This window comes from Mesorhizobium sp. M1142, assembly GCF_040318565.1.
GTDB lineage: Bacteria > Pseudomonadota > Alphaproteobacteria > Rhizobiales > Rhizobiaceae > Mesorhizobium.
On the sequence record NZ_JAMYMK010000007.1, the window covers coordinates 33532 to 56371 of the forward strand.

A 22840-nucleotide genomic window follows, 5' to 3' on the forward strand; every position below is an offset into this window, starting at 1 on the left:
AGGATTTCATGGACCGCAAGAAAGCCGACGGGCAAGATGCGTGGTACTGATAGCTTCCGTCAGTGAACAATCGGGGACACGCATGAAACTGCCACTTTTTGTTGCCGCGCTTTCGATGGCCTTGCCGGCGGCCGCGTTTGCCGGCCCCGCTGCCAACGCCGTGAAGTTCTTCTATGTCCCGTCGGTCAAATTCGAGGCCGATGCACAATATCGCGACCGCTTCACCGCGCCAGTGACGAAACTGTTCGAACTGAACGACAATGCGGCAAAGAACCATCCGGATGAAGTTCCCTGCATCGACTTCGCCCCTGGTCTCGATGCGCAGGACTATGACGAAAAGACCGTGGCCAAGACGCTGACGCTGGCCGAAACGCTGGATGGCGACAGCGCCGAGGTGACGGCGACCTTCAACCTTTTTCCGGAAGGGGATGATTCCAAACGCGAAATGGTCTGGTCGTTGAAGAAGATCCACGGCCAGTGGAAGGTCGCCGACATCACCTCGAAGACCAGCGGCTGGACGCTGAGTGCGCTCGAATGCCTGGCCGGGCAGTCGCCGGAGTGATGCCGTGCTCCGCTGCCATTCCTGGCTTTTGGCGACTGCGTGCCTGCTGACCGGATTGAGCAGCGCCGCCGCTCAGGGCCTGTTCGGCGCGCCGCCCGCAAACGCTCCGGCCGACAGTGCGGCACCTCCGCCGGCAGTGTTGCCGCCGCCAGAAAACGCGCCGGCCACACCCGTGCAGCCGGGCTCGCCGACCGCGGTGGTGAAGCCGTTCTACGAGCATGCCGGGCTCGAGGTCGATCCGGCTCAGCGGGGCCATTTCACCGACCCGGCAAAGTCGGTGCTCGACAAGAGCGACGCGCTGCGGAAGTCGGGGCAGGGCGAATGCCTCGATCCCAACATGGCGCTCGACAATTCCGAATACGACAAGGCGGAGATCGACAAAAGCCTGAAGACCATCGAAGCGATCAAGGGCGACGAGGCCAAGGTCGTCGTCGCCTTCGTCGTCGCCGGCAACCCGCACCGGCTGGAGTGGAAATTCAGGAAAGTCGATGGCGACTGGAAGATATCGGACCTTCTCTCGGTGACCGGCGAATGGGCGCTAAGCCAATACCAGTGTGAGTGAGAACGGAACCGATGAAGATCACCAACATCCGCGTCACCCACGTCAACGTCCCGCTCGATGCTCCGTTCTGGTGGACGGCTGGTCTCTACGGCGGCGCCTCGAAATCGATCATCGAGGTCGAGACGGACGAAGGCGTGGTCGGACTGGGCGAGGCGCCATGGTGGCATTTCGGCGAGGTGATCAAGGCCGAGATCGCGCCGGCGCTGATTGGCGCCGATCCGCTCGACATCGCCGACTGCGAGGCGCGCTGTGTGCCGCCCTGGCAGATCACCGCCAACACCGGCGAGAACGCAGCCACGGTGGCGTTCGGCGCCGTCGACCTGGCGCTGTGGGATATAAGAGGCAAGGTCTTCGGTATGCCGCTCTATAAGCTGCTCGGCGGCGCGGTGCGCAAGGACATTCCGTTTTCGGAATATTTCGCCTTTCGCCCCGCTCAAGGCGGAGCCGGCGGCGAGATGACCGCCGAAGCGATCGTCGACTACTGTCTCGGCATGCGAGAACAGCACGGCTCGACGATCTTCGAGGGCAAGCTGATCATGGGCGATCCCGAGCTCGAGATCAGGACAGTGCGCATGCTGCGCGAGGCGCTTGGCGACAAGGCGCAGATCAAACTCGATTCCAACATGCAGTGGTCGCTAACCACAGCGCGCTGGGTACTGCGCGAGATCGAGCCGTTCAACATCCGCAATTACGAGGATCCGGTCGCGACCTTCGAGGAGATGGCGGCGCTGCGCCAGCATTCGCGCATTCCGTTCTCCACGCACATCCCGGATCTCAGGCGGGCAGTCGCGCTCGGTGCGCCGGATTACTTCGTCTGCAATTTCGCAGCACTCGGCGGATTGTCGAAAACTCTGAAATTCATCGCCGCCTGTGAGGCGATGGGCAAGGGGTTCTGGTGCTATTCGAACGATCTCGGCATCATGACATCGGCTTATTTGCACGTCGTGGCGGCGACACCGTGGATCACCGAAGCATCGCAGTCGCTGTTTCGCTGGCAGATCGGCGATGTCATCAAGGACGGCCCATTCCGGCAGACCGGCAATACGGTGCGCGTGCCGGAGGGGCATGGCCTGGGCGTCGAACTCGATCCGGCTTCGATGAAGCGCTGGGCGGGCCACTTCGCCGAACACGGGCCGATGGGCCATTTCAGCGACCCGAATAATCCCAGCCGCTACCGGCGGCTGCCGCTCAACTGATGCGAAGTGCACGTGACCGATCGATGAGAAGAGGTCCTGTCGTGGTTGCTTTATTCGCGGCGGTTTGCGTCCTGGCCTGCGCTGTCAGCTGGGAGGCAGGAAGCCGCGCGGTGGCCCGCGTGCCTCGGCAAAGCTTCACGCTGCCTGTGGGGTTACCGGTGGAGCGCAGCGTTCTGAAGCAGGAGGGCGCGCCCGACCTTGCCGGTTGGGTGGCGGATCGGCAGGACAGTTGCGGAACAATCGTGCTGTTACACGGACGCGGTTCAAACAAGCTGGCCATGGTTCCAAGAGCGAACCTGCTTTTCGAAAGCGGCTACTCGATCGTGCTGTTCGATCTGTCGGGACATGGCGAAAGCGGCGGCGATATCAGAGGCTTTGGTTACATCGAACGGCAGGACGCCAGTCGCATCCTCGCCTTTGCGCGGCAACGCTTCGCTGGTCGCAAGGTGGCGGCCATCGGTTCGTCGCTCGGTGCGGCTGCTTTTGTGTTTGGCGCTCAGCAGGAGCATGCCGATGCCTATGTCCTGGAGCAGCTCTACGCGACTTTGCTGGAAACCACGGCGTTGCGAGCGCCCTTGCCTATATTACGCGACGTACAGGCGACCGTCCTCTTGGCGCAGATGCAGCTCCGCCTTGGCTTCGGGGTAGAGGATGTCAGGCCGGTCGATCGCATCGGCACGATTGATCGGCCGATCTTGCTGCTAGCAGGCAATTCGGATCCGTTTGTCGCTCGCAGCCAGACACTGGCGTTGAAAGATGCGGCGGGCGCTCACGCAAAGCTGGTGTGGTTCGACGGCGCGCCGCATGTCGATCTCTATCGCTATGACCAACAGCGGTACCGCGACGCGGTGATGCCTTTCCTGGAGACCAACCTGTGCCGGACCGGGATCAGATGAGCCGCTCCGTCCGATTAGCCGCGCCCGCGATAGGGGGCGACGCCGGTGTCGGGCAGCCACACACCTTCCGGCGGTGCGCCGGTTTGCCAGAACACGTCGATCGGAATGCCGCCCCGCGGATACCAATAGCCGCCGATGCGCAACCACAATGGCTTTGTCGCGGCGATGATACGGCGACCGATCATGACGGTGCATTCTTCATGGAAGGCGCCGTGGTTGCGAAACGAGGTCATGAACAGCTTGAGCGACTTCGATTCCACCAGCAGCGCATCGGGTGCGTAGTCGATGACGATATGGGCGAAGTCCGGCTGGCCGGTGACCGGGCAGAGCGAGGTGAATTCCGGGCAGGTGAAGCGAACGATGGCCGGCGGGCCGTCGCCGCGCGAAAACGGCACGGTTTCCAGGACGGCCGCTTCAGGGCTCTGTGGCGCCTCGACGTTGGTGCCGAGCTGGGTGAGGTTTTTCGTATCGGTCATGAGCAGGTTCCTTGCTGCATGTCGCCCAAAACTGCGCAGCGATTTTGGGACAGCGACATGCGTAAAAACAAAAATTTGCCGCTCATTAGCACAATTTGAAACAGCAGGAAGACGATGACTAGCAACGACCCGCTCCTCCAGCCCTATCAGCTCAAGCATCTGACGCTGAAGAACCGGGTGATGTCGACCAGCCATGAGCCGGCCTATTCAGAGGACGGCATGCCGAAGGAGCGGTACCGGCTCTACCATGCCGAAAAGGCCAAGGGCGGCATGGCGCTGACCATGACCGCCGGTTCGGCGATCGTCTCGCGCGACAGCCCGGCCGCTTTTGGCAATCTGCATGTCTATGACGACCGCATCGTGCCTTGGCTCGCCGAGCTGACCGACGCCTGCCACGAGCATGATTGCAAGGTGATGATCCAGATCACCCATCTCGGCCGCCGTACCGGCTGGAACAAGGCCGACTGGCTGCCGGTGCTGTCGGCCTCGCCGGTGCGCGAACCGGCGCATCGCGCCTTCCCCAAGACCATCGAGGACTGGGACATCGAGCGCATCGTCGCCGACTACGCGGCGGCCGCCCAGCGCTGCCAGGCTGCCGGCCTCGACGGCATCGAATTCGAGGCCTACGGCCATCTGATGGACGGTTTCTGGTCGCCGGCCACCAACCAGCGCGACGATGATTTCGGCGGCTCGCTCGACAACCGCTTGCGCTTCACCGGCATGGTGCTCGACGCGGTGCGGGCGGCGGTCGGCCAAAAATTCGTCGTCGGCATCCGCATGGTCGCCGACGAGGATTTCGAGAAAGGCCTGTCGAAACAGGAGGGCGTCGAAATCGCCAGGCGGCTGGCCGGATCCGGCAAGGTCGATTTCCTCAACATCATCCGTGGCTCGATCGAGACCGATGCCGCGCTGACCAAGGTCATCCCGGTGACCGGCATGCGCTCGTCACCACACCTCGACTTCGCAGGGGAGGTGAGAGCGGCGACGAAATTCCCGACCTTCCATGCGGCGCGGATTTCCGACGTCGCCACCGCGCGCCACGCCATCGCCACTGGCAAGCTCGACATGGTCGGCATGACGCGTGCCCACATTGCCGACCCGCATATCGTCAAAAAAGTGATGGAGGGCCGCGAGCACGAGATCCGCCCTTGCGTCGGCGCCACCTATTGCCTCGACCGCATCTATGAGGGCGGTGAGGCACTGTGCATCCACAATGCGGCGACGGGCCGCGAGGCGTCGATACCGCATACTATTCCGAAAACCGAGGGACCGAAGCGGAAGGTGGTCGTCGTCGGCGCCGGCGCCGGCGGACTGGAGGCGGCGCGCGTCGCCGCCGAACGTGGGCACCAGGTGACGGTGCTGGAAGCATCGAGCCAGGCCGGCGGCCAGGTGCGGCTGGCAACGCAGAACCCGCGCCGCAAGGAATTGATCGGCATCATCGACTGGCGTCTGGCCGAACTCGACCGGCTCCGTGTCGAGATCCGCTACGATACCTGGGCGGAGAAGGACGACGTGCTGGCGCTGTCGCCCGACGTGGTGGTGATCGCCACCGGCGGGCTGCCGCAGAACCCGCCTCTGACGGCGGGCGACGATCTCGTCACTTCGAGCTGGGACATCATGGCCGGCAGCGTCAAGCCGGCCGAGAATGTGCTGCTCTATGACGACAATGGCGGCCATCAGGGCATGGGTGCTGCCGAACTGATCGCCAATAGCGGCGCCAAGCTGGAGCTGGTCTCACCGGAACGCTTCTTCGCCCCGGAAATGGGCGGGATGAACCATGTGCCCTACATGCGCGCCTTTCAGGAAAAGGGTGTCACGGTGACCATCAACACACGGCTGCGTTCTGTGCGGCGCGAGGGCAACCAGCTGATCGCCGAGCTCGCCTCCGACTTCGCCTATGGCTGGCGCGGCGAGCGGCGGGTCGACCAGGTGGTGGTCGAGCATGGCACGCTGCCGCTCGACGATCTCTATCTGGCGCTGAAGCCGCTGTCGAAGAACGCCGGCGCGATCGATTACGAAAAACTGGTCAATGGCGGCGACATCTTCCCCGTGCGCAATCCGCAAAGTGGCTTCGTGCTCTTCCGCATCGGCGACGCAGTTGCCTCGCGTAACATCCATGCCGCAATCTATGACGGCATCAGGTTCGGCTTGCGGATCTGAGGAATATTTTGGATTGATTGGTGGCGCGCAGCCGAACCTCCGTACGGAGAGCCACCACGGTACTTTGGTCCGGGCTGCGCGCCGCGCACGCCGCCGGCCATCGCCGGGCACCGTACGATCTTGCGATTGCGGCAGGACGTTCAAAACATCCTGGCGGTGGCCATGCAGAACACGGTGATGACCAGCAGGCCGCCGGCGATGCGTTCGCCTTTTGTCATCTTGGCGCGCAACTGGGTTTGCTTCGCCGCATCGGCGCCGGCCAACTGCCTGCTGGCGGAACCCACCAGTGCGCCCTGAACCCCGCCGGCAATCAAGGCAGTCAAGATGCCGAGCGCCAACACCCTCTCCATCGAGCCGAAAGAGCCGTTGTGGAAGAAATACCACAGCAGCAAGCCTGTGAGGAAAACCACGCCGGCCGCGCCCATTTGCGGCCGGAAGAAACGTTCCGCCCTGATCTCCGGTTCGCGGGCAACCGCGATGGTGGTGCCGGCCCAGAACACACCCGCCATGACGTGAAGGCCGAGGACGATGATGTAGACATATTGCATGACCGCATTTCCTATCTTGCCCACCGCTAGGCATATTGATAGATATCAAATGATTAGATGTCAACGCATAAGCTCGAGCCGGTTCCATCGGCTTTGCCCTTGTTCTAGTGTCGGATCATGACGCCCTTTCACCGCCCGCCGATCGGGATGAATCTCGCCCGCACCGCCAAGCTGGTCGCGCAGGCTTTCGACGCTGCCTTGGTCGAAGCCGGCGGCACGCTGCCGGTCTGGGTCACTTTGCTGTCGGTCAAGTCGCGGGAGCTGGCCAACCAACGCGAGCTCGCCGGCATGATCGGCATTCGGGGCGCAACGCTGACCCACCATCTCAACGCCATGGAGACGCAGGGCCTGCTGATGCGCCGCCGCGATCCCGAGAACCGCCGGGTTCACCAGGTGGAGCTGACCCAGGCCGGAGAGGCGTTGTTCCTGAAATTGCGCACGGCCGCGTTAGCCTTCGACAAACGGCTGCGGAAAGGGCTGTCCGACGACAGGCTGGCGGAGTTTGCACAGGTGCTGGCTGCGCTGCGGGCCAATGTCGAGAGCTAGAAATTAGGCTAGGAAGACGCCATGCGCGAAATTTCGCTGAAGGATGCCAGGGCTAAACTCTCGGCGGTGCTCGATCAGGTCATCGCGGGAGAACCGGCCGTCATCACCCGGCGTGGCCGCAAGCAGGCGGTCATTCTGTCGTTCCAGGACTATGAAAAGCTGGCGCGTGTGCCCAGCTTTGGACAATTGCTGGCAGCATTTCCCGGTAATGAGGATGACCTTCCGCCTCGGCCCATCAGGTCGGTTCGCAAGGCCGAACCATGACGGATCTACGCCCGGCTGCCCTGCAGCACTGTCAGCCTGGCCTTTTTCGGCGTCCGTGCCACCAGCCATTCACGCACCCTGTCCGGCGGCATCGGGAAAGCGATGGAATAGCCTTGCACCTGGTCGCAGCCGATCGCCATCAGCGAGTCGAGCTCGGCTTCGGTTTCGGGGCCCTCGGCGACGATCGAGATGCCGAGACCGCGGGCGAGCTCGGTCAGGGCACGCACGATCTTGTTGTTGCCGCTGTTCTCGTTGATGTTCTGGACGAAGCGGCGGTCGATCTTCAGCCGGTCGATCTCGTTTGGATTGACATGGCTGAGCGATGCGTAGCCGGTGCCGAAATCATCGAGCTCAAGATGGATGCCGGCGGCGCGGATGTGCCGCAGCTTTGCCGCGATACCGGTCTTCTCGTCGTCGAGAATGACGGATTCGACGATCTCCAGCGATAGTTTGTGCGCGGGCAGGCCGGTCCTTTCCAGCGTCCCGAACAGGAAGACTTCGAAATCTGTCTCGCGCAGCTCCGAACCGGACACGTTGACGGCGATCCGGCCGAAGCCGATGCCTGCGCGGTTCCATTCGGCTGCTTCGTTGATCGCCTTGGCAATGACGATGCGGCCAATCTCGGACATCAAGCCGCATTTTTCCGCGATTGAAATGAACTCGCCCGGCGCGATCATGCCGCGTTCGGCATGCCTCCAGCGAGCCAAAGCTTCGATGCCACTGATGGTGCCGTCCGACAGCGACACCTGCGGCTGGAAATAGACTTCGAACGCCTTCTCCGAGATGGCGACCCTGATGTCGAGCTCGAGCTGCTTTCGGTTGTCGAGTTCGCGCCTCAGCTCATCGGAGAAGAACGACAAACTGCCGCCGCCCTGCTTCTTGGCGGAATACAACGCCAGATCGGCATGGACGAGCAGATCCTGCGCATTGTCGGCGTCGACAGGATAGACCGCAATCCCCGCACTTACGCCCGGATGGATCGTCGTGCCTCGGAATATGACCGGTTCATTGAGTTTGGCCAGCATGCGTCTGGCGACGATATCGATGTCCTCGGTGCTGCCGGCGTCGTTGAGGACGACGACGAATTCATCGCCTCCGAGACGCACGTTGAGATCCGACGTACGGCACGAACCACGCATGCGTTGCGCAGCCGTCACCAGCACATAATCGCCGGCGGCGTGGCCGAACGTGTCGTTGATCTGCTTGAACCGGTCGAGATCGAACTGCACCACGGCAACCCGTTCACGCCGTCGCTGCGCGGCATTGATCAACGTATCGAAATGCTCGGTCAGGAAGGTGCGGTTGTGCAGGCCGGTCAGCCCGTCATGCACGGCAATAAAGGCCATGGAATTGCGCGCATCGACCAGCTCACGCGTCCTGCGCAGGATGGCGTTCGACATCGGCCTGAAAATGAAAAGCGCCACCAGCACGATGACGCCCATGGTCGAGTAGAACAATGTGCGGTTAAGCTCGAGAAGTGTTTCGGATCGGCGGTCTGCAAAGGCGCTGATGCGCTGGCCAAGTGCGGCATAGCCCGACAATGTTGCGTTGGCAACGGAAGCGTTCAGGTTGACGCGCTCCTCTCCGCCCTTGTAGCCACCATTGCCGGCCATGTTGAGCCGCGATTCGAATGACGAGATCAGGCGTTCGCCGTTGGCGATAAGCCCGACCGAGAAATAGTCGAGATGGAACGGCTTGGCGAAAAGCACGCTCTCGATCGATTTGGGATCGAACCTTGCCGGCGACGCCGGATCGGCGGCGGTCCGCTCGAGCAGCAGATCGTAGTTCTTCTCGAACTCTACCGTCGCTTGCTTGAGCGCGCTGATCAGGGCCGGCTGCTGGTCGCGTGAGGCGGTACCGGTCGCGCCGGCAAGGAAGACGATGCGTTGCGACAGGGCTTTTTGTGTGCTGACCACATCGAGCAGCGCCTGGTTGTGTTGCTGGGCCGCCATCATCTGTTGCAGCAGGATGAAGGAGGCCACGACCATGGCGGCGATGATCAGCAGAGCCAGCCAGTAGCCCGATTTGATGAGGAGTATGAGCCTGCCTGAAACGGCGTGCACCGGCTGCTGCGACATTTTCTGAGTCGGCCCTCTCGCCAACGAATTCTTGTGCGACAACCTTTGGCTTCAAAGTGTTAACAGGTTAGGACAGCAACAGGCCGACAGCGGCGACCGTGGCGGGAAATCCGCAAAGTGGTTATTGCAATCTTTCGCAGCACCTCCGCATTTGAACATCGCGGCCTCTGCCGTGCCATTGCCGCCACCGAAGCGGTCGCTTTTGCGATGGATTTTTCGTCCGCGCGGCGCGACAGTCCTCATCGATCTCAACAGGGCCTGATCATGACCGCAGCATTCCTCTCCCACATCGACAGCGAGCTTGAAGGGCTGAAATCGGCAGGTCTCTATAAATCCGAGCGGGTGATAACCTCGACCCAATCGGCCGAGATCGAGGTGGACGGCGAGAAGGTGCTGAATTTCTGCGCCAATAATTATCTCGGCCTCGCCGACAGCGCCGAACTGCGCGAGGCGGCCAAGCAGGCGCTCGATCGTTACGGCTATGGCATGGCGTCGGTGCGCTTCATCTGCGGCACACAGGAGGAACACAAGCAGCTCGAGGCGACCATTTCTGATTTCCTCGGCATGGAGGACACTATCCTCTATGGCTCCTGCTTCGACGCCAATGGCGGCCTGTTCGAGACGCTGCTCGGCGAAGAGGATGCGGTCATCTCCGATGCGCTGAACCACGCCTCGATCATCGACGGGGTACGGCTGTCGAAGGCAAAGCGCTTCCGCTATGCCAACAACGACATGGCCGATCTCGAAGCGCGGCTGAAAGAGGCGCGCGATTGTCGGTTCCGGCTGATCGCCACCGACGGCGTCTTCTCGATGGACGGCATCATCGCCAATCTTCGGGGCGTGTGCGATCTCGCCGAGAAATACGATGCGATGGTCATGGTCGACGACAGCCACGCGGTCGGCTTCGTCGGCAAGAACGGTCGCGGCTCGGCCGAGCATTGCGGCGTCGAGGGCAGGGTGGACATCATCACCGGTACGCTCGGCAAGGCGCTTGGCGGCGCTTCCGGGGGCTACACCTCTGGTAAGAGGCAGGTGGTCGACTGGCTGCGCCAGCGCTCGCGTCCTTACCTCTTCTCAAACACACTGATGCCGGCGATCGCGGGCGCCTCGATCCGGGTGTTCGAGCTGATTCGCAATGGCGATGCATTGCGTCAGCGCCTATATGCAAACGCAGCGCGGTTTCGCTCCGAGATGGGCAAGCTGGGCTTTACGCTGGCCGGCGCCGACCATCCGATCATCCCGGTGATGCTGGGCGACGCGACGCTGGCGCAGGAAATGGCCGCGCGCATGCTCAAGCGCGGCATCTATGTCATCGGCTTCTCCTTCCCGGTGGTGCCGAAGGGCCAGGCGCGCATCCGCACGCAGATGTCTGCCGCCCATTCCAGCGCCGACATTGACCGTGCGGTTGAGGCGTTCGCCGCAGTCGGTCGCGAACTCGGCGTGATTTCCTGAATGACCGGCAGTCGAAAAGCGATTCCGGATCAAGACCTTCAAGGGACTGCAGAATGTCGAACATGATGAAGGCGCTGGTGAAGGCCAAGGCCGAGCCGGGCATGTGGATGGAAGAGGTGCCGGTGCCGGAGATCGGCCCCAACGACGTGCTGATCAAGATCAGGAAGACCGCGATCTGCGGGACCGACGTCCACATCTACAATTGGGACCAGTGGGCGCAAAAGACCGTGCCGGTGCCGATGGTGACCGGGCATGAATTCGTTGGTACGGTCGCCGATTTCGGCGCGGCGGTGACCGAATACAAAGTCGGCCAGCGCGTTTCGGGCGAGGGTCACATCGTCTGCGGCCATTGCCGCAACTGCCGGGCGGGCAGGGGGCATCTTTGCCGCAACACGCTCGGCGTCGGCGTCAATCGCCCCGGCGCCTTCGGCGAATATCTGGCTATCCCGCAGCACAATGTCGTGCCGATCCCCGACGACGTGCCGGACGAGATCGCCGCGATCTTCGATCCCCTGGGCAATGCGGTTCACACCGCACTATCTTTCGACCTCGTCGGCGAGGACGTGCTGGTCACCGGCGCCGGGCCGATCGGCATCATGGGCGCATTGGTGGCGCAATGCGTCGGCGCGCGAAAAGTGGTCATCACCGACATCAACCCGGTGCGCCTGGCACTGGCAAAAAAGCTCGGCGTCCAGCATGTCGTTGACGCCTCGAAAGAAAAGCTGCGCGATATCATGCCGGCGCTCGGCATGACCGAGGGTTTTGACGTCGGTCTTGAAATGTCCGGTGCCGCACCGGCATTCCGCGACATGATCGATACCATGAACAATGGCGGCAAGATCGCCATTCTCGGCATCGCGCCGACCGGCTTCGAGATCGACTGGAACAAGGTCATCTTCAAGATGCTGCATCTGAAGGGCATCTACGGCCGCGAGATGTTCGAGACCTGGTACAAGATGATTGCGCTGGTGCAGGGTCCTCTCAATGTCAGCGGCCTGATCACCCACCGCATCGGCATCGACGACTATATTTTCGGCTTCGAAGCGATGAAGAGCGGCAATTCCGGCAAGGTGGTCATGGACTGGTGAAGGCCCGAAGGAACACGGTGCGAACTGAAAGCTGTTCCGCCAAGGTGCCTGTAATTCTGGCAGGAACCTAGCTTTTCCCCAATGCCGCCTCCAGTGCTGCCACTCCGCCGACAATGGCCACACGCTCGGCGGGGCTCAATCTTGCCAGCAATTCCCGTTCGAACTCCTTCGCCAGCGGCACCATCTCGCGATAGGCGGCAACGCCAGCCTTGGTCAGCGCCAGATGCTCGACACGGCGGTCTTTTTCGTCAGGCGTCCGGCTGAGCCAGCGGCGCCGTTCGAGCTCGGCGACCGCGCGCGAAATCTTGGTCTTGTGCATGGCCGATTGCTCGCCGAGCGCCGTCGCCGTCATGGTGCCGTGCTGTCCAAGCCCGGCCAGCGTGCGCCATTCGGGCCGGGTCAGTCCGTGACGGTCCTTGTATATCCTTGAGAATTCGCGGCTGACGGCATCGGCAAGCCGATAGAGCCGGTAAGGCAGGAAGGATTCCAGCTCAAGGATTTCCATGGTTGGCCCTGACTGGGGATGCTGGCGGCTCATGGCGAAATCACCGTTGATGGTTACATTTTCAATGGTTACAAATGAAACCGGTATGGTCAACCCGGAGCATCTTTGCGGATGCGCAAACGATGCTCCGAGACCATGAATTCGGGAGGGTTCCATGGCCTACTCCTACATGCCGGGTTTCGGCAATGACTTCGAAACCGAGACTTTGCCGGGCTCGCTGCCGCAAGGGCGAAACTCGCCGCAGCGGCCGGCCTACGGCCTCTATGCCGAGCAGCTTTCGGGCTCTCCTTTCACCGCGCCGCGCGGCACCAATGAGCGCTCCTGGCTTTATCGGATAAGGCCGAGCGTGAGGCACACCGGTCGCTTCAAAGCGGCGAATTATCCGCTTTGGAAAAGCGCGCCGAACGTCGGCGACCACCAGCTCGCACTCGGCCAGTATCGCTGGAGCCCGGTGCCGATGCCCAAGGAGCCGACCGATTTCATTGCCGGCATGCGCTCGATCACCACCGCCGGCGACGTGCTCGGCCAGACCGGCATGGCGGCACACGTCTACGTCGCCAACCGCTCGATGGTCGACGATCATTTCTTCAACGCCGACGGCGAGTTGCTGGTCGTGCCGCAGGTTGGAGCCTTGCGCTTCGTCACCGAGATGGGGGTCATCGAACTCAGGCCGGGCGAGATCGCCGTGCTGCCGCGTGGTCTGGTGTTCAAGGTCGAACTGGTGGATGCCGAAGTGCGCGGCTATGTCTGCGAGAATTACGGCGCCAAGCTGACGCTGCCGGATCGTGGCCCCATCGGCGCCAATTGCCTGGCCAATCCGCGCGATTTCAAGACGCCCTGTGCTTGGTTCGAGGACAAGGAGACACCGTGCCGGCTGATCGCGAAATGGTGTGGCCAGTTCCATGTCACCGAGATCGACCATTCGCCGCTGGATGTCGTGGCGTGGCACGGCAATTATTCGCCCTACAAATATGATCTTGCGACCTTCTCGCCGGTCGGCGCAATCCTGTTCGACCACCCCGATCCGTCGATCTTCACCGTGCTGACCGCGCCGAGCGGCGAGGAAGGCACCGCCAATATCGATTTCGTCATCTTCCCGCCGCGCTGGCTTGTGGCGGAAAACACTTTCCGGCCGCCCTGGTATCACCGCAACATCATGAGCGAGTTCATGGGCCTCATACATGGTCAGTACGATGCCAAGGAAGAGGGCTTCGTGCCCGGCGGCATCAGTCTGCACAACATGATGCTGGCTCACGGACCCGATGCGTCTGGCTTCGAAAAAGCCTCGCGCGCGGAGCTGAAACCGGTCAAGCTCGACAACACCATGGCCTTCATGTTCGAGACACGCTTTCCGCAGATGGTGACCCGCTATGGCGCCGAGCTCGAAACCCGGCAGGACAATTACATCGACTGCTGGGCCGGCCTGAAGAAGCGCTTCAACGGCACGCCCGAGGGCGACTGGTCTTGAGCGCCGTCGCGTGACGGATCGTCTGGTCCTTCTTGGCTCGAAGGGTGGTCCCGCGCTGCGGCCGGGCGGGCCGTGGCCGAGTTCGTCACTGCTGGAGATTGGCGGCCGCACCCTTGTCGTCGATTGCGGGCTGGGCGTAACGCGCGGGCTGACCGATGCCGGCATCAGCCTGAAGGCGCTCGACCTGATCTTCATCACGCATTTGCATTCCGACCATGTGCTCGAACTCGGACCATTGATCCACACCGCGTGGACGGCCGGCCTGGCAACAAAGGCCACCGTATTCGGCCCGCCCGGCACCGCCTATTATTGGCAACGCTTTTGCCAGGCGATGGAGTTCGACATCGAGATCCGCATCGCCGATGAAGGGCGGCCGGATCTCCGCGACCTGGTCTCGATCGTCGAGTTTGGTGAAGGCCAGGTGGCGGAAGAGCGCGGCCTCAAAATATCGGCCTTGCGCGTCGACCACCCGCCGGTGACGGACTGCTTTGCGCTGCGCTTCGACCATGCGGGGCAAAGCATCGTCTTCTCGTCGGATACGGCGTTCTTTCCGCCATTGGCGGATTTCGCCCAAGGCGCCGACGTCCTGGTCCACGAGGCCATGCTGGAAGAGGGTATCGAGCGGCTGGTCGCGAAGACCGGCAACGGCGCAAGGCTGAGGGAACACCTGCTTGCCAGCCATAGCTTTGCCGAGGAAGCGGGCCGCATCGCCAGTGATGCAGGCGTCAAAAGACTGGTCCTCAACCATCTCATTCCCGCCGACGATCCCGAGATCGGCGAGGCCGACTGGATTGCCGCCGTCAGGAAAACATGGGCCGGCGACTTGACGATCGCACGCGACGGCCTTGTTGTGGAGCTGGAGCATGATCCCGAAAAGTGGAAACCGGTTTTCGGAAGAGATCATGCGTAGAACAAAAAATCAAAGCAGCACCAAAGCTGCGCCAGGAGAGGAAACCGCATGAAGCTTGCCACATTGAAGGATGGGACGCGCGACGGAAAGCTTGTCGTCGTCTCGCGCGACCTGACACGGTTCACCGATGCTTCGTTTCTGGTGCAGACGCTGCAGGCCGCGCTTGACGACTGGCTTCGGATCGCGCCGCATCTCGCTGCCATGGCTGAATCGCTAGAGAATAATGCGGTGCCGTCGGCTCGCTTTCACGAGCACGACGCCCATTCGCCGCTGCCGCGCGCCTACCAATGGGCCGATGGCTCGGCCTATGTGAACCATGTCGAACTGGTGCGGAAAGCGCGCGGCGCCGAGATGCCGGCAAGCTTCTGGACCGATCCGCTGATCTACCAGGGCGGCTCGGACGCTTTCCTCGCACCGCGGGACCCAATCCGCATGACCGACGAGACCCTTGGCATCGACATGGAAGGAGAGGTCGCGGTCATAGTTGACGATGTGCCGATGGGCGCAAGCCTCGAAGAGGCGCGGGCAGCGATCCGCTTGGTCATGCTGGTCAACGATGTGACGCTGCGCGGCCTGACCGGACCCGAGCTTGCCAAGGGGTTCGGCTTCTACCAGTCGAAACCGTCATCGGCCTTTTCGCCGGTAGCGGTGACGCCGGAAGAGCTGGGCGATGCCTGGGACGGCGGCAAGGTCAGCCTGCCGCTGCTGGTCGATCTCAACAGCAAGCCGTTCGGCCGGGCGAACGCCGGCATCGACATGACCTTCGACTTTCCGGCGCTGATTGTTCACGCCGCAAAAACGCGACCGTTGGCCGCCGGCACCATCGTCGGTTCGGGCACCGTCTCCAACAAGCTCGACGGCGGGCCGGGCAAGCCTGTCTCGGCAGGCGGCGCCGGCTATTCCTGTATCGCCGAGTTGCGGATGATCGAGACTATTGAGGCCGGCGGACCGAAAACGCCCTTCCTGCGCTTTGGCGATACCGTGCGCATCGAGATGAAGGACAGAGGCGGGCATTCGATCTTCGGCGCCATCGAGCAGAAGGTCGAGAAATACGACGGGGCAAGAGAATGACGGGCGAGACGTTCTACCTGCTGTGCGGTGTCTGGGCCCTTGTCATGCTGGCGATCTTCATCCTGGCGGTCCGCCTGAGCTACCGCATCGAGGCGCGCTCGCCCGGCCTGACCAACCGCAGCGGCTTTCCGCGCAAGGCGATGATGTTCCATACCGTCACCAACACCAACGTCGCACGGGACCAGGAAACGCAAGCCATGCGGCGGCACATGATCCGGCTTCTGCTGATCGTCATCGCCGGATTCGTGCTCATGTGGGCGGGCCTGTCTTTGGTCCGGTCAGCGGCGTGAAGTCATGGACCTGCTGAACCATTTCCGCCGCATGGCAGCTAACAATCTGTGGTCCAACGACCGGCTCTATCGTGCCGTGCTGCAGCTTGAGCCCGGCGAATTCGAAGCTGAAAGGATAAGCTTCTTCCCATCGATCAAGGCAACGCTGAACCACATTCTCGCGGTCGATCACCTCTATCTCGATTTTCTCGAAGAGAGCGGCGTCGGCGCCGCCGCCCATGACGATTTTGTGCCGTTCAATGATGCCAAGGCGCTTTTTGTTGAACAGGCGGAGGCCGATCGGCGGCTGATCGCCTTTTGCGACCGCCTGTCGGCGGACGATCTCGGGCGCCGCGTTCTCACCGACCGGCGCGAGGACGGCATGCTACCGGAGCGGATCGGCGATTTGCTCGCCCATCTCTTCATCCACGACATCCATCATCGCGGCCAGGTGCACGCGATGCTGTCCGGCACCTCGGTGAAACCGCCGCAACTCGACGAGTTCTTCCTCGATTACGATGTGAAACTCAGGAAAGCGGAGGTTGAGCGGCTGGGCTTGCGAGACCAACTGCTTGGATAATCATGCCAAAGCCACATCGTAACGGGCGAAATGCGGGTCGGATGTCAGGATGGTGAGGTTCTCCACTTGCGCCTGCGCAATCAGAAGCCTGTCGAACGGATCACCATGGTGGTGGGGTAGGCCGCCGACGGCGTTCGCGTGCTGGAAGGTTACGGCGAGCGGCTGAAATTGCATCCTTGGAAGCAGCGTTGGCAGATCGTCCGGCGCATTAAGTTTTCTGATCGAACGTTTGATGGCAATTTCCCAGATGCTTGCCGCGCTCGCGAACACCACCGCTTCCGAAGCCAGAATAACGCGGTGGTGCTCGCTGAGACGTCGATCGTCCGAAATCGACCAGAGGATGATGTGTGTGTCGGCGAGAAACGGGCCGACCGTCATTTCACGTACTCATCCCACTCGGGACCGAGTTCATCAAAATCGTCCGCAATCCAGATCTTGCCCTTCAATGCGCCGATACGCGGCAGGGGTTCGGCCACTGCCGGAGCTACGATACGCGCCGCCACCTTGCCGTGGCGTGTGAGCACGATCTCCTCGCCGGCTTCCGCGCGGCTGACGAGTTCCGACAATTTGGCCTTGGCTTCGGCAATAGAAACATTCATGACTCGATCCTTATGACCATAATTTAGGTCATAATTGATCAAACCACAAGACACCTCGGCCGAGCTGGCTACGCTGCCTTGCCGTCCACCCTCAGCACGCCGCGCTTGATCTGGTCCTGCTCGATCGATTCGAACAAAGCGCGGAAATTGCCCTCGCCAAAGCCTTCGTCGCCCTTTCTCTGGATGAATTCGAAGAAGATCGGCCCGATGACGGTTTTCGAAAAAATCTGCAGCAGGATCTTGGTCGTGCCGCCGTCGACCACGCCTTCGCCGTCGATCAGGATGCCGTGCTTCTTCATACGCTCGATCGGCTCATCGTGGCCGTTCACGCGAGCATGGGACATGTCGTAATAGGTCTCCGGCGGACCCGGCATGAACTTCAGGCCGTTTTCGGCCAGCCGGTCGGTGGCGTCGTAAATGTTGTCGGTACCGACGGCGATGTGCTGGATGCCCTCGCCATTATACTTTTTCAGATATTCGGCGATCTGGCTGGTCTCGTCCTTGGACTCGTTGAGCGGGATGCGGATCTTGCCGCACGGCGAGGTGATGGCGCGGCTGACCAGGCCGGTGATCTTGCCGTCGATGTCGAAGAAATGGATCTGCTTAAAGCCGAACAGGTCGCGGTAGAAATCCCACCATTTGTCCATCTGGCCGCGATAGACATTGTGGGTGAGGTGGTCGAGATAGTAGAAGCCGACGCCTTCCGGCCTGGGGTTGCGCTCGCCCAGCCAGTCGAACTCGGCGTCGTAAGCCGACCCCTTCTCGCCGTAGGCTTCGATGAAATAGAGCAGCGATCCGCCGATCCCGACGATCGCCGGCACATCGAGCGTCTTGTCGTTGCCTTCATAGGGCGTCGCGCCCCTGGCTACCGCATGGTCGAAGGCATGCCTGGCATCGACCACCCGCCACGCCATTGAGGCGGCGCAAGGGCCGTGCTTGTCGACGAATTTCATGGCATGCGAGCCGGGTTCGGCATTGACGACATAATTGATGTCGCCTTGCCGCCAGACGGTAATGTTCTTGCTGCGGTGCCTGGCGACCGGCACATAGCCCATACGGGTGAACAGTTCGGCGAGCTTTTCTGGCTCGGCATGCGCGAATTCGACGAATTCGAAGCCGTCGGTGCCGGCGGGATTGGTTTTGCTGATCTTGGCGGGCGGTGCGTCGTGCGGGAAGGGACCCATGGCATTGCTCCGAAATCTGGCCTGAAATCTGGCCTTGGCCGCGTCGGCCATATCTGAGCGCAATCATAGCGCGGAGCGAGTGCAAATTGCTTGCATTCAAACGCTTAAAATGGTCTGATTATGCGCGAGTTGTGCACTGCGGAGCCGAAATTCATGGATGAGGCGCGCATCGACCAGTTTGACCGCAAGATAATGGCTCTGCTGCAGGGCGATGCACGCCTGACCAACAACGACCTCTCGGAACGGGTGAACCTGTCCGCTTCGCAATGCTCGCGCCGTCGCCAGCGGCTGGAGGAGGACGGCTATATCAAAGGCTACCGGGCGGTGCTCGACCGCGACAAGCTCGGCTTTTCCCTTGTCAACGTCATCTCGGTGACGCTTGCCACTCACAACCGCGACAATGCGCGGCGTTTCGGCGAATTGGTGGCGCGGCTGCCGCAAGTGCAGGAAGCGCACGCGCTGACGGGCGAGATGGACTATATATTGAAAGTGGTGACGCCCGACCTGAAGTCGCTGTCGGAATTCGTCAACAGCGTGCTGCTGCCGCACGAATCCGTGCAGCACGTGAAGACGGCGATCGTGCTGGAGACGCTGAAGGAAACCGGCGCGCTACCGATCTGAGGGCGAATGTCACCCCTTCGACTGCTGGATCAGCCCATAAAGATTGGTGCAGCGGGCGCCGGAACGGCAGTAAGCGAAGACCGGGCCTTCAAGTTCCTCAAGCGCCTCGGCCTGGTCCTCGACATTCTCGGCCGTGATCTGGCCGCTGATGACGGGGATGTAGCGGAAGGCGAGCCCGGCGCCCTCGACCGCCGCCTTGACGGTGTCGGCCGATGGCTGGCCGGGCTGCTCATCGTCCGGCCGGTTGCAGATCACGCTTCTGAAGCCGGCGGCCTTGATGGTCGCGACGTCCTCGGGCTGGATCTGGCCCGAGACCGAATAGTCCTCGCTGATCTGTCGGTATTCCATGGCGGTGTCCTCGCAATCTGGTTAGCGGCAGTCTTGCCACTCCCTGACCCGGTCGGCAATCCGCGCGAAAAGAAATCCATCCGCGCAGATAGAGATTTCGATGCCGGAAATCCAGCCGGACAGCGCCGCGTGTGCTTGGATGCGCCATACGCCAGCCCGGCTGGATGTACGAGGTCGATCGCTCAGCTGCCGAGGATCGCGCCTTTGATCTGGGCGATGTTGTTGCGCATCAGGTCGATATAGGTCGCGGCCGGGCCGTCGGGCTGCGACAGCGCATCGGAATAGAGCGTGCCGCCCACCTTGATGCCGGTCTCGCTGGCGATCTGCTCGATCAGCCGCGGATTGGTGATGTTCTCGACGAAGATCGCCGCCGCCTTGTCCTGCTTCACCTGGCTGACCAGCTTGGCCACGTCGGCGGCGGAAGGCTCCGACTCGGTCGACACGCCTTCCGGGGCCAGGAAGGTCAAGCCATAGGCCTTCTCGAAATAGCCGAAGGCATCATGCGAGGTGATGACGACGCGCTTCTCTTGCGGGATCGACTGGATCGCCGCCTGCACTTCGCCCTCGAGCGCATCGAGCTTTTGCGTATAGGCGGCTGCATTGGCCTTGTAGCTGCCGCAACCCGCAGCGTCGGCCGTGCAAAAGGCGTCGGCGATGTTCTTCACATAGATCTTGGCGTTGGCGATCGACTGGAAGGCGTGCGGATCGGTGACCGTCTTGCCGCCATCGGTTTCCGCGCCTTCGGCGGCGTCGGCCTCGGCGAATTCGGGTTTGAAATTGATGGGCGTGACCCCCTTGGTCAGCACGGCAATCGAAGCCTTGGTAGCGCTGGCGTCGACCAGGCGCTGCAGAAAACCTTCGAAATGCAGGCCGTTGACCAGCACGATGTCGGCCTTGGCCATGGCCACCGCATCGGCAGGGCTCGGCTCGTAGACGTGGGCGTCGCCGTCCGGCCCGACGATGGTGGTCAGATCGATGCGGTCGCCGCCGACATTCTTGGCGAAATCGGCGATGATGGTGAAGCTGGCGACCACTTTCAACGGCTCAGCAAAGGCCGACGAAGCGCCAAGGGCGGTTAATGTTATAACGCTCACGGCCAACGCGGTGCGGATCGATTTCAGCATGGACAGTTTCTCCTTGTTGGGATCAGGCAGTTCTGTGGCGGTGATGGACGATGCGGGCGCGCAGGATGCCGCGCGTGCCGAACAGGATCGAGGCGAAATAGACGACGCCGGCGGACAGGATGATGGCCGGGCCGGAGGGCAGTGACGCATGGTAGGACAACAGCAGCCCGGCAATGCAGGAGGCAAAGCCGATCACTGTGGCCAACACGCACATCGGCTCGACGCGCGACGTCCAGAAGCGGGCCGCCGCCGCCGGCAGCATCATCAGCCCGACCGACAGCAAGGTGCCGAGCGCCTGGAAACCACCCACGAGATTGAGCACGACGAGGCCGAGAAAGATGAAATGCACCGGGCTGCCCATCCGGCTGACCGAGCGCAGGAACAAAGGGTCGAGGCATTCGGCGACCAGCGCCCGCCAGAAGATGGCGAGGCTGGCCAGCGTCACCACGACGATGCCGCCGATCAGCGTCAGCGCCTCGTTGTTGAGCGCCAATACGGTGCCGAACAGCACATGCATGAGATCGACGCTGGAACCGCGGATCGACACCATAAGCACGCCGATGGCCAGCGAAATCAGATAGAAGGCCGCCATCGAGGCATCCTCGCGCTGGATGGTGAAGCGCGAGACGGCGCCGGCGCCGAGCGCCACGATGATGCCGGCGATCAGTCCGCCGATAGTCATCGGCAGGATTTCCAGGCCATAGAACAGGAAGCCTGCGGCAGCACCCGGCAGGATGGCATGCGCCATGGCGTCGCCGGACAGGCTCATGCGCCGCAGCATCAGGAAAACGCCGACCGGGCAGGCGCCGAGCGACAGCATCATCGAACCGGCGAGCGCCCGCTGCATGAAGGCGTAGTCGGCGAACGGAGCGACGAACAGACCGTAGAGCACGTCCATCACGCCGCCGTCGGCCCGGGGCCGTGATGATGGTCATGGTCATGGCCGTGTTCGTGGCCACTGTGCTGGTGATCATGCTCGCTGGGCTCACACCATGGCGCGTTATCCTCCCAGGCCTCGTGGAAGCGACGCGCACGCAACAAATTCTCCGGCCGCAGCGTCTCCCTGGTCTCTCCCCAAGCGATCGGCTGGCGCGCCAGCAGCAGTGTTTCGGGGAAATTCTGCCGCACCAGATCGAGATCGTGGACCACAACCATGATCGTGCGCTCCTCGCCGTGCCAGCGCTTGATCAGCGCGATCAGGTCACCGACCGTCTTGGCATCGACGGCGTTGAACGGCTCGTCGAGCAGGATGAGCTCGGCATCCTGCAACAGCACGCGGGCAAACAGCGTGCGCTGCAGCTGGCCGCCCGACAACGTGTCGATCGGGCGCTTCTCGAAACCGCCGAGGCCGACGGCCATCAGCGCCTCGCTGACCGAGTCGCGATCTTCCCTTGTATAACGGCCGAGCATGCCGCGCCGCGGCCATAGGCCAAGTGAAACCAGGTCGACGACACGGGCCGGAAAGGAACGGTCGAGCTCCGATTGCTGCGGCAGATAGGCGGCGCGCACGCCGGGCGCCCGGATCACCGCACCGGCCATCGGCTTCAGGACGCCGACAATGCCCTTCATCAGCGTCGACTTGCCGGAGCCGTTGGCGCCGACGACCGCCGTCAACGACCCCTTGCGGATCGTACCATCGAGGTGGTGGATCGCTGGGTGGCTGTTGTAGCCCAGCGTCAGGTCGCGGAAGGTCAGGCAGGTTTGGCTCATGTGACGATCCATGGGGCGACGATCGGTGGTGCAGGGGCGGATTCGATATGTGATGTTATTACATTAGTCAACAAGCCAATCGGGCGGAATTGCGGCCGGGCCGTCATGTTGTGTGCATTGGCTTGGCTCAAGAAGTTCCGCTCGAGCGGCCTTGCTCCCGGCGAACCCGGCCCCTAAACAGGCGCAGCTGACAAGAGGAGAAGGAATATCCAATGAGCATTCGTCGCATCGATGTAGGCCCACGCATGAGCCAGATCGTCATCCACGGCAACACCGTCTATCTGGCCGGTCAGGTCGGCAAGCCGGGCGGAAACGTCGGTGCCCAGACCAGGGACATTCTGGCGGCGATCGACGAATTGCTGGCCAAGGCCGGCACCGACAAAACCAAGATCCTGCAGGCGATCATCTGGCTGGCCGACATGAGCACCTTTGCCGAGATGAACGCGGAATGGGACAAATGGGTGCCGCAGGGCAACACGCCGGCCCGCGCCACGGGCGAAGCGAAACTTGCCGGACCGGAATATCTGGTCGAGATCATTGTTACCGCGGCGATTTGAGAATGCGGCTCTAACCCTCCCCCTCGAGGGGAGGGTCGGCGAGTAGTCGAAGCGAAGCGGAGACTG

General features: G+C 62.1%; 27 protein-coding genes. 16 read left to right on the forward strand and 11 right to left on the reverse strand.

The window, feature by feature from the left end; all coding sequences use genetic code 11:
- The first annotated feature begins 82 nt into the window (after window positions 1-82).
- From NKH42_RS13525 to NKH42_RS13540, 4 genes are read left to right on the forward strand one after another with little or no spacing between them, the layout of a single operon-like run.
- Window positions 83-562, forward strand: a complete 480-nt coding sequence (locus tag NKH42_RS13525; protein WP_352690791.1) for a DUF3828 domain-containing protein — start codon at window positions 83-85, stop codon at window positions 560-562.
- A 4-nt stretch (window positions 563-566) separates the two neighbouring features.
- Complete coding sequence (locus NKH42_RS13530) at window positions 567-1124, forward strand: hypothetical protein (protein WP_352690796.1); 558 nt, start codon at window positions 567-569, stop codon at window positions 1122-1124.
- An 11-nt stretch (window positions 1125-1135) separates the two neighbouring features.
- A complete protein-coding gene (locus NKH42_RS13535) occupies window positions 1136-2320 on the forward strand; it encodes a mandelate racemase/muconate lactonizing enzyme family protein (protein WP_352690799.1) in 1185 nt (394 codons plus the stop codon).
- A gap of 23 nt (window positions 2321-2343) precedes the next feature.
- Window positions 2344-3216 carry an alpha/beta hydrolase gene (locus NKH42_RS13540; RefSeq protein ID WP_352690805.1) on the forward strand — a complete coding sequence of 291 codons (873 nt, stop codon included), beginning with the start codon at window positions 2344-2346 and terminating at the stop codon, window positions 3214-3216.
- A 14-nt stretch (window positions 3217-3230) separates the two neighbouring features.
- Here NKH42_RS13540 and queF read toward each other — a convergent pair whose 3' ends face one another.
- Window positions 3231-3692, reverse strand: a complete 462-nt coding sequence (gene queF / locus NKH42_RS13545; protein WP_023674394.1) for a preQ(1) synthase — start codon at window positions 3690-3692, stop codon at window positions 3231-3233.
- Between the two features lie 114 nt (window positions 3693-3806).
- On the opposite strand from queF, the gene NKH42_RS13550 reads away from it, so the two are divergent.
- Window positions 3807-5852, forward strand: coding sequence for an oxidoreductase (locus NKH42_RS13550; protein ID WP_352751661.1), 2046 nt, complete (start codon window positions 3807-3809; stop codon window positions 5850-5852).
- A 140-nt stretch (window positions 5853-5992) separates the two neighbouring features.
- Here NKH42_RS13550 and NKH42_RS13555 read toward each other — a convergent pair whose 3' ends face one another.
- Window positions 5993-6400, reverse strand: a complete 408-nt coding sequence (locus NKH42_RS13555; protein ID WP_352509581.1) for a hypothetical protein — start codon at window positions 6398-6400, stop codon at window positions 5993-5995.
- 117 nt (window positions 6401-6517) lie between these two features.
- Between NKH42_RS13555 and NKH42_RS13560 the strand changes: the two genes are divergently transcribed.
- Both NKH42_RS13560 and NKH42_RS13565 read left to right on the forward strand, forming a co-directional pair.
- Window positions 6518-6946, forward strand: coding sequence for a MarR family winged helix-turn-helix transcriptional regulator (locus NKH42_RS13560; protein ID WP_352509583.1), 429 nt, complete (start codon window positions 6518-6520; stop codon window positions 6944-6946).
- Between the two features lie 21 nt (window positions 6947-6967).
- Complete coding sequence (locus NKH42_RS13565; RefSeq protein ID WP_352509585.1) at window positions 6968-7210, forward strand: type II toxin-antitoxin system Phd/YefM family antitoxin; 243 nt, start codon at window positions 6968-6970, stop codon at window positions 7208-7210.
- A 5-nt stretch (window positions 7211-7215) separates the two neighbouring features.
- Here NKH42_RS13565 and NKH42_RS13570 read toward each other — a convergent pair whose 3' ends face one another.
- Window positions 7216-9288: a putative bifunctional diguanylate cyclase/phosphodiesterase gene (locus NKH42_RS13570; RefSeq protein ID WP_352509586.1), complete on the reverse strand. Its 2073-nt coding sequence runs from the start codon at window positions 9286-9288 to the stop codon at window positions 7216-7218.
- A 264-nt stretch (window positions 9289-9552) separates the two neighbouring features.
- Between NKH42_RS13570 and NKH42_RS13575 the strand changes: the two genes are divergently transcribed.
- Window positions 9553-10740 (forward strand): glycine C-acetyltransferase, encoded by a 1188-nt coding sequence (locus NKH42_RS13575; RefSeq protein WP_352509587.1) that lies wholly within the window; start codon window positions 9553-9555, stop codon window positions 10738-10740.
- A 53-nt stretch (window positions 10741-10793) separates the two neighbouring features.
- On the forward strand, window positions 10794-11828 hold the full coding sequence (gene tdh, locus NKH42_RS13580) for an L-threonine 3-dehydrogenase (protein WP_352509588.1): 1035 nt from the start codon (window positions 10794-10796) through the stop codon (window positions 11826-11828).
- A gap of 67 nt (window positions 11829-11895) precedes the next feature.
- Here tdh and NKH42_RS13585 read toward each other — a convergent pair whose 3' ends face one another.
- Window positions 11896-12333: a MarR family winged helix-turn-helix transcriptional regulator gene (locus NKH42_RS13585; RefSeq protein WP_352509589.1), complete on the reverse strand. Its 438-nt coding sequence runs from the start codon at window positions 12331-12333 to the stop codon at window positions 11896-11898.
- 154 nt (window positions 12334-12487) lie between these two features.
- On the opposite strand from NKH42_RS13585, the gene hmgA reads away from it, so the two are divergent.
- From hmgA to NKH42_RS13610, 5 genes are read left to right on the forward strand one after another with little or no spacing between them, the layout of a single operon-like run.
- The gene (gene hmgA / locus NKH42_RS13590; RefSeq protein WP_352509591.1) at window positions 12488-13801 is read left to right on the forward strand and encodes a homogentisate 1,2-dioxygenase; all 1314 of its coding nucleotides are present in this window, start codon (window positions 12488-12490) and stop codon (window positions 13799-13801) included.
- Between the two features lie 10 nt (window positions 13802-13811).
- Window positions 13812-14711: an MBL fold metallo-hydrolase gene (locus NKH42_RS13595; protein WP_352690828.1), complete on the forward strand. Its 900-nt coding sequence runs from the start codon at window positions 13812-13814 to the stop codon at window positions 14709-14711.
- A 48-nt stretch (window positions 14712-14759) separates the two neighbouring features.
- Window positions 14760-15782: a fumarylacetoacetate hydrolase family protein gene (locus NKH42_RS13600; RefSeq protein WP_352509910.1), complete on the forward strand. Its 1023-nt coding sequence runs from the start codon at window positions 14760-14762 to the stop codon at window positions 15780-15782.
- Window positions 15779-16072, forward strand: coding sequence for a hypothetical protein (locus NKH42_RS13605; RefSeq protein WP_352690829.1), 294 nt, complete (start codon window positions 15779-15781; stop codon window positions 16070-16072). The genes NKH42_RS13600 and NKH42_RS13605 overlap by 4 nt, the downstream gene beginning before the upstream one ends.
- A gap of 4 nt (window positions 16073-16076) precedes the next feature.
- Window positions 16077-16631, forward strand: a complete 555-nt coding sequence (locus tag NKH42_RS13610) for a DinB family protein (protein WP_352690831.1) — start codon at window positions 16077-16079, stop codon at window positions 16629-16631.
- On the opposite strand, the gene NKH42_RS13615 is transcribed toward NKH42_RS13610, so the two are convergent.
- The 3 genes from NKH42_RS13615 to hppD form a co-directional block, all read right to left on the reverse strand.
- Entirely contained in the window at window positions 16632-17009 is a 378-nt protein-coding gene (locus NKH42_RS13615; protein WP_352509908.1) for a type II toxin-antitoxin system VapC family toxin, read from the reverse strand.
- On the reverse strand, window positions 17006-17230 hold the full coding sequence (locus NKH42_RS13620; protein WP_254817725.1) for a type II toxin-antitoxin system Phd/YefM family antitoxin: 225 nt from the start codon (window positions 17228-17230) through the stop codon (window positions 17006-17008). The genes NKH42_RS13615 and NKH42_RS13620 overlap by 4 nt, the downstream gene beginning before the upstream one ends.
- 68 nt (window positions 17231-17298) lie before the next feature.
- On the reverse strand, window positions 17299-18414 hold the full coding sequence (gene hppD, locus NKH42_RS13625; protein WP_352509906.1) for a 4-hydroxyphenylpyruvate dioxygenase: 1116 nt from the start codon (window positions 18412-18414) through the stop codon (window positions 17299-17301).
- A gap of 153 nt (window positions 18415-18567) precedes the next feature.
- Between hppD and NKH42_RS13630 the strand changes: the two genes are divergently transcribed.
- The gene (locus NKH42_RS13630) at window positions 18568-19035 is read left to right on the forward strand and encodes an Lrp/AsnC family transcriptional regulator (protein ID WP_254817488.1); all 468 of its coding nucleotides are present in this window, start codon (window positions 18568-18570) and stop codon (window positions 19033-19035) included.
- A gap of 9 nt (window positions 19036-19044) precedes the next feature.
- Here NKH42_RS13630 and NKH42_RS13635 read toward each other — a convergent pair whose 3' ends face one another.
- From NKH42_RS13635 to aztA, 4 genes are all read right to left on the reverse strand, one after another.
- Entirely contained in the window at window positions 19045-19383 is a 339-nt protein-coding gene (locus tag NKH42_RS13635; protein WP_352509905.1) for a protein tyrosine phosphatase family protein, read from the reverse strand.
- Window positions 19384-19565: 182 nt separating this feature from the next.
- Window positions 19566-20507, reverse strand: a complete 942-nt coding sequence (gene aztC, locus NKH42_RS13640; protein WP_352751659.1) for a zinc ABC transporter substrate-binding protein AztC — start codon at window positions 20505-20507, stop codon at window positions 19566-19568.
- Between the two features lie 22 nt (window positions 20508-20529).
- Window positions 20530-21405 (reverse strand): zinc ABC transporter permease AztB, encoded by an 876-nt coding sequence (aztB, locus tag NKH42_RS13645; protein ID WP_254817491.1) that lies wholly within the window; start codon window positions 21403-21405, stop codon window positions 20530-20532.
- Window positions 21405-22217 (reverse strand): zinc ABC transporter ATP-binding protein AztA, encoded by an 813-nt coding sequence (aztA, locus tag NKH42_RS13650; protein WP_352509901.1) that lies wholly within the window; start codon window positions 22215-22217, stop codon window positions 21405-21407. The genes aztB and aztA overlap by 1 nt, the downstream gene beginning before the upstream one ends.
- A 212-nt stretch (window positions 22218-22429) precedes the next feature.
- Here aztA and NKH42_RS13655 point away from each other — a divergent pair, with 212 nt between their 5' ends.
- Entirely contained in the window at window positions 22430-22774 is a 345-nt protein-coding gene (locus NKH42_RS13655; RefSeq protein WP_023674415.1) for a RidA family protein, read from the forward strand.
- The last annotated feature ends 66 nt before the right edge of the window (window positions 22775-22840 follow it).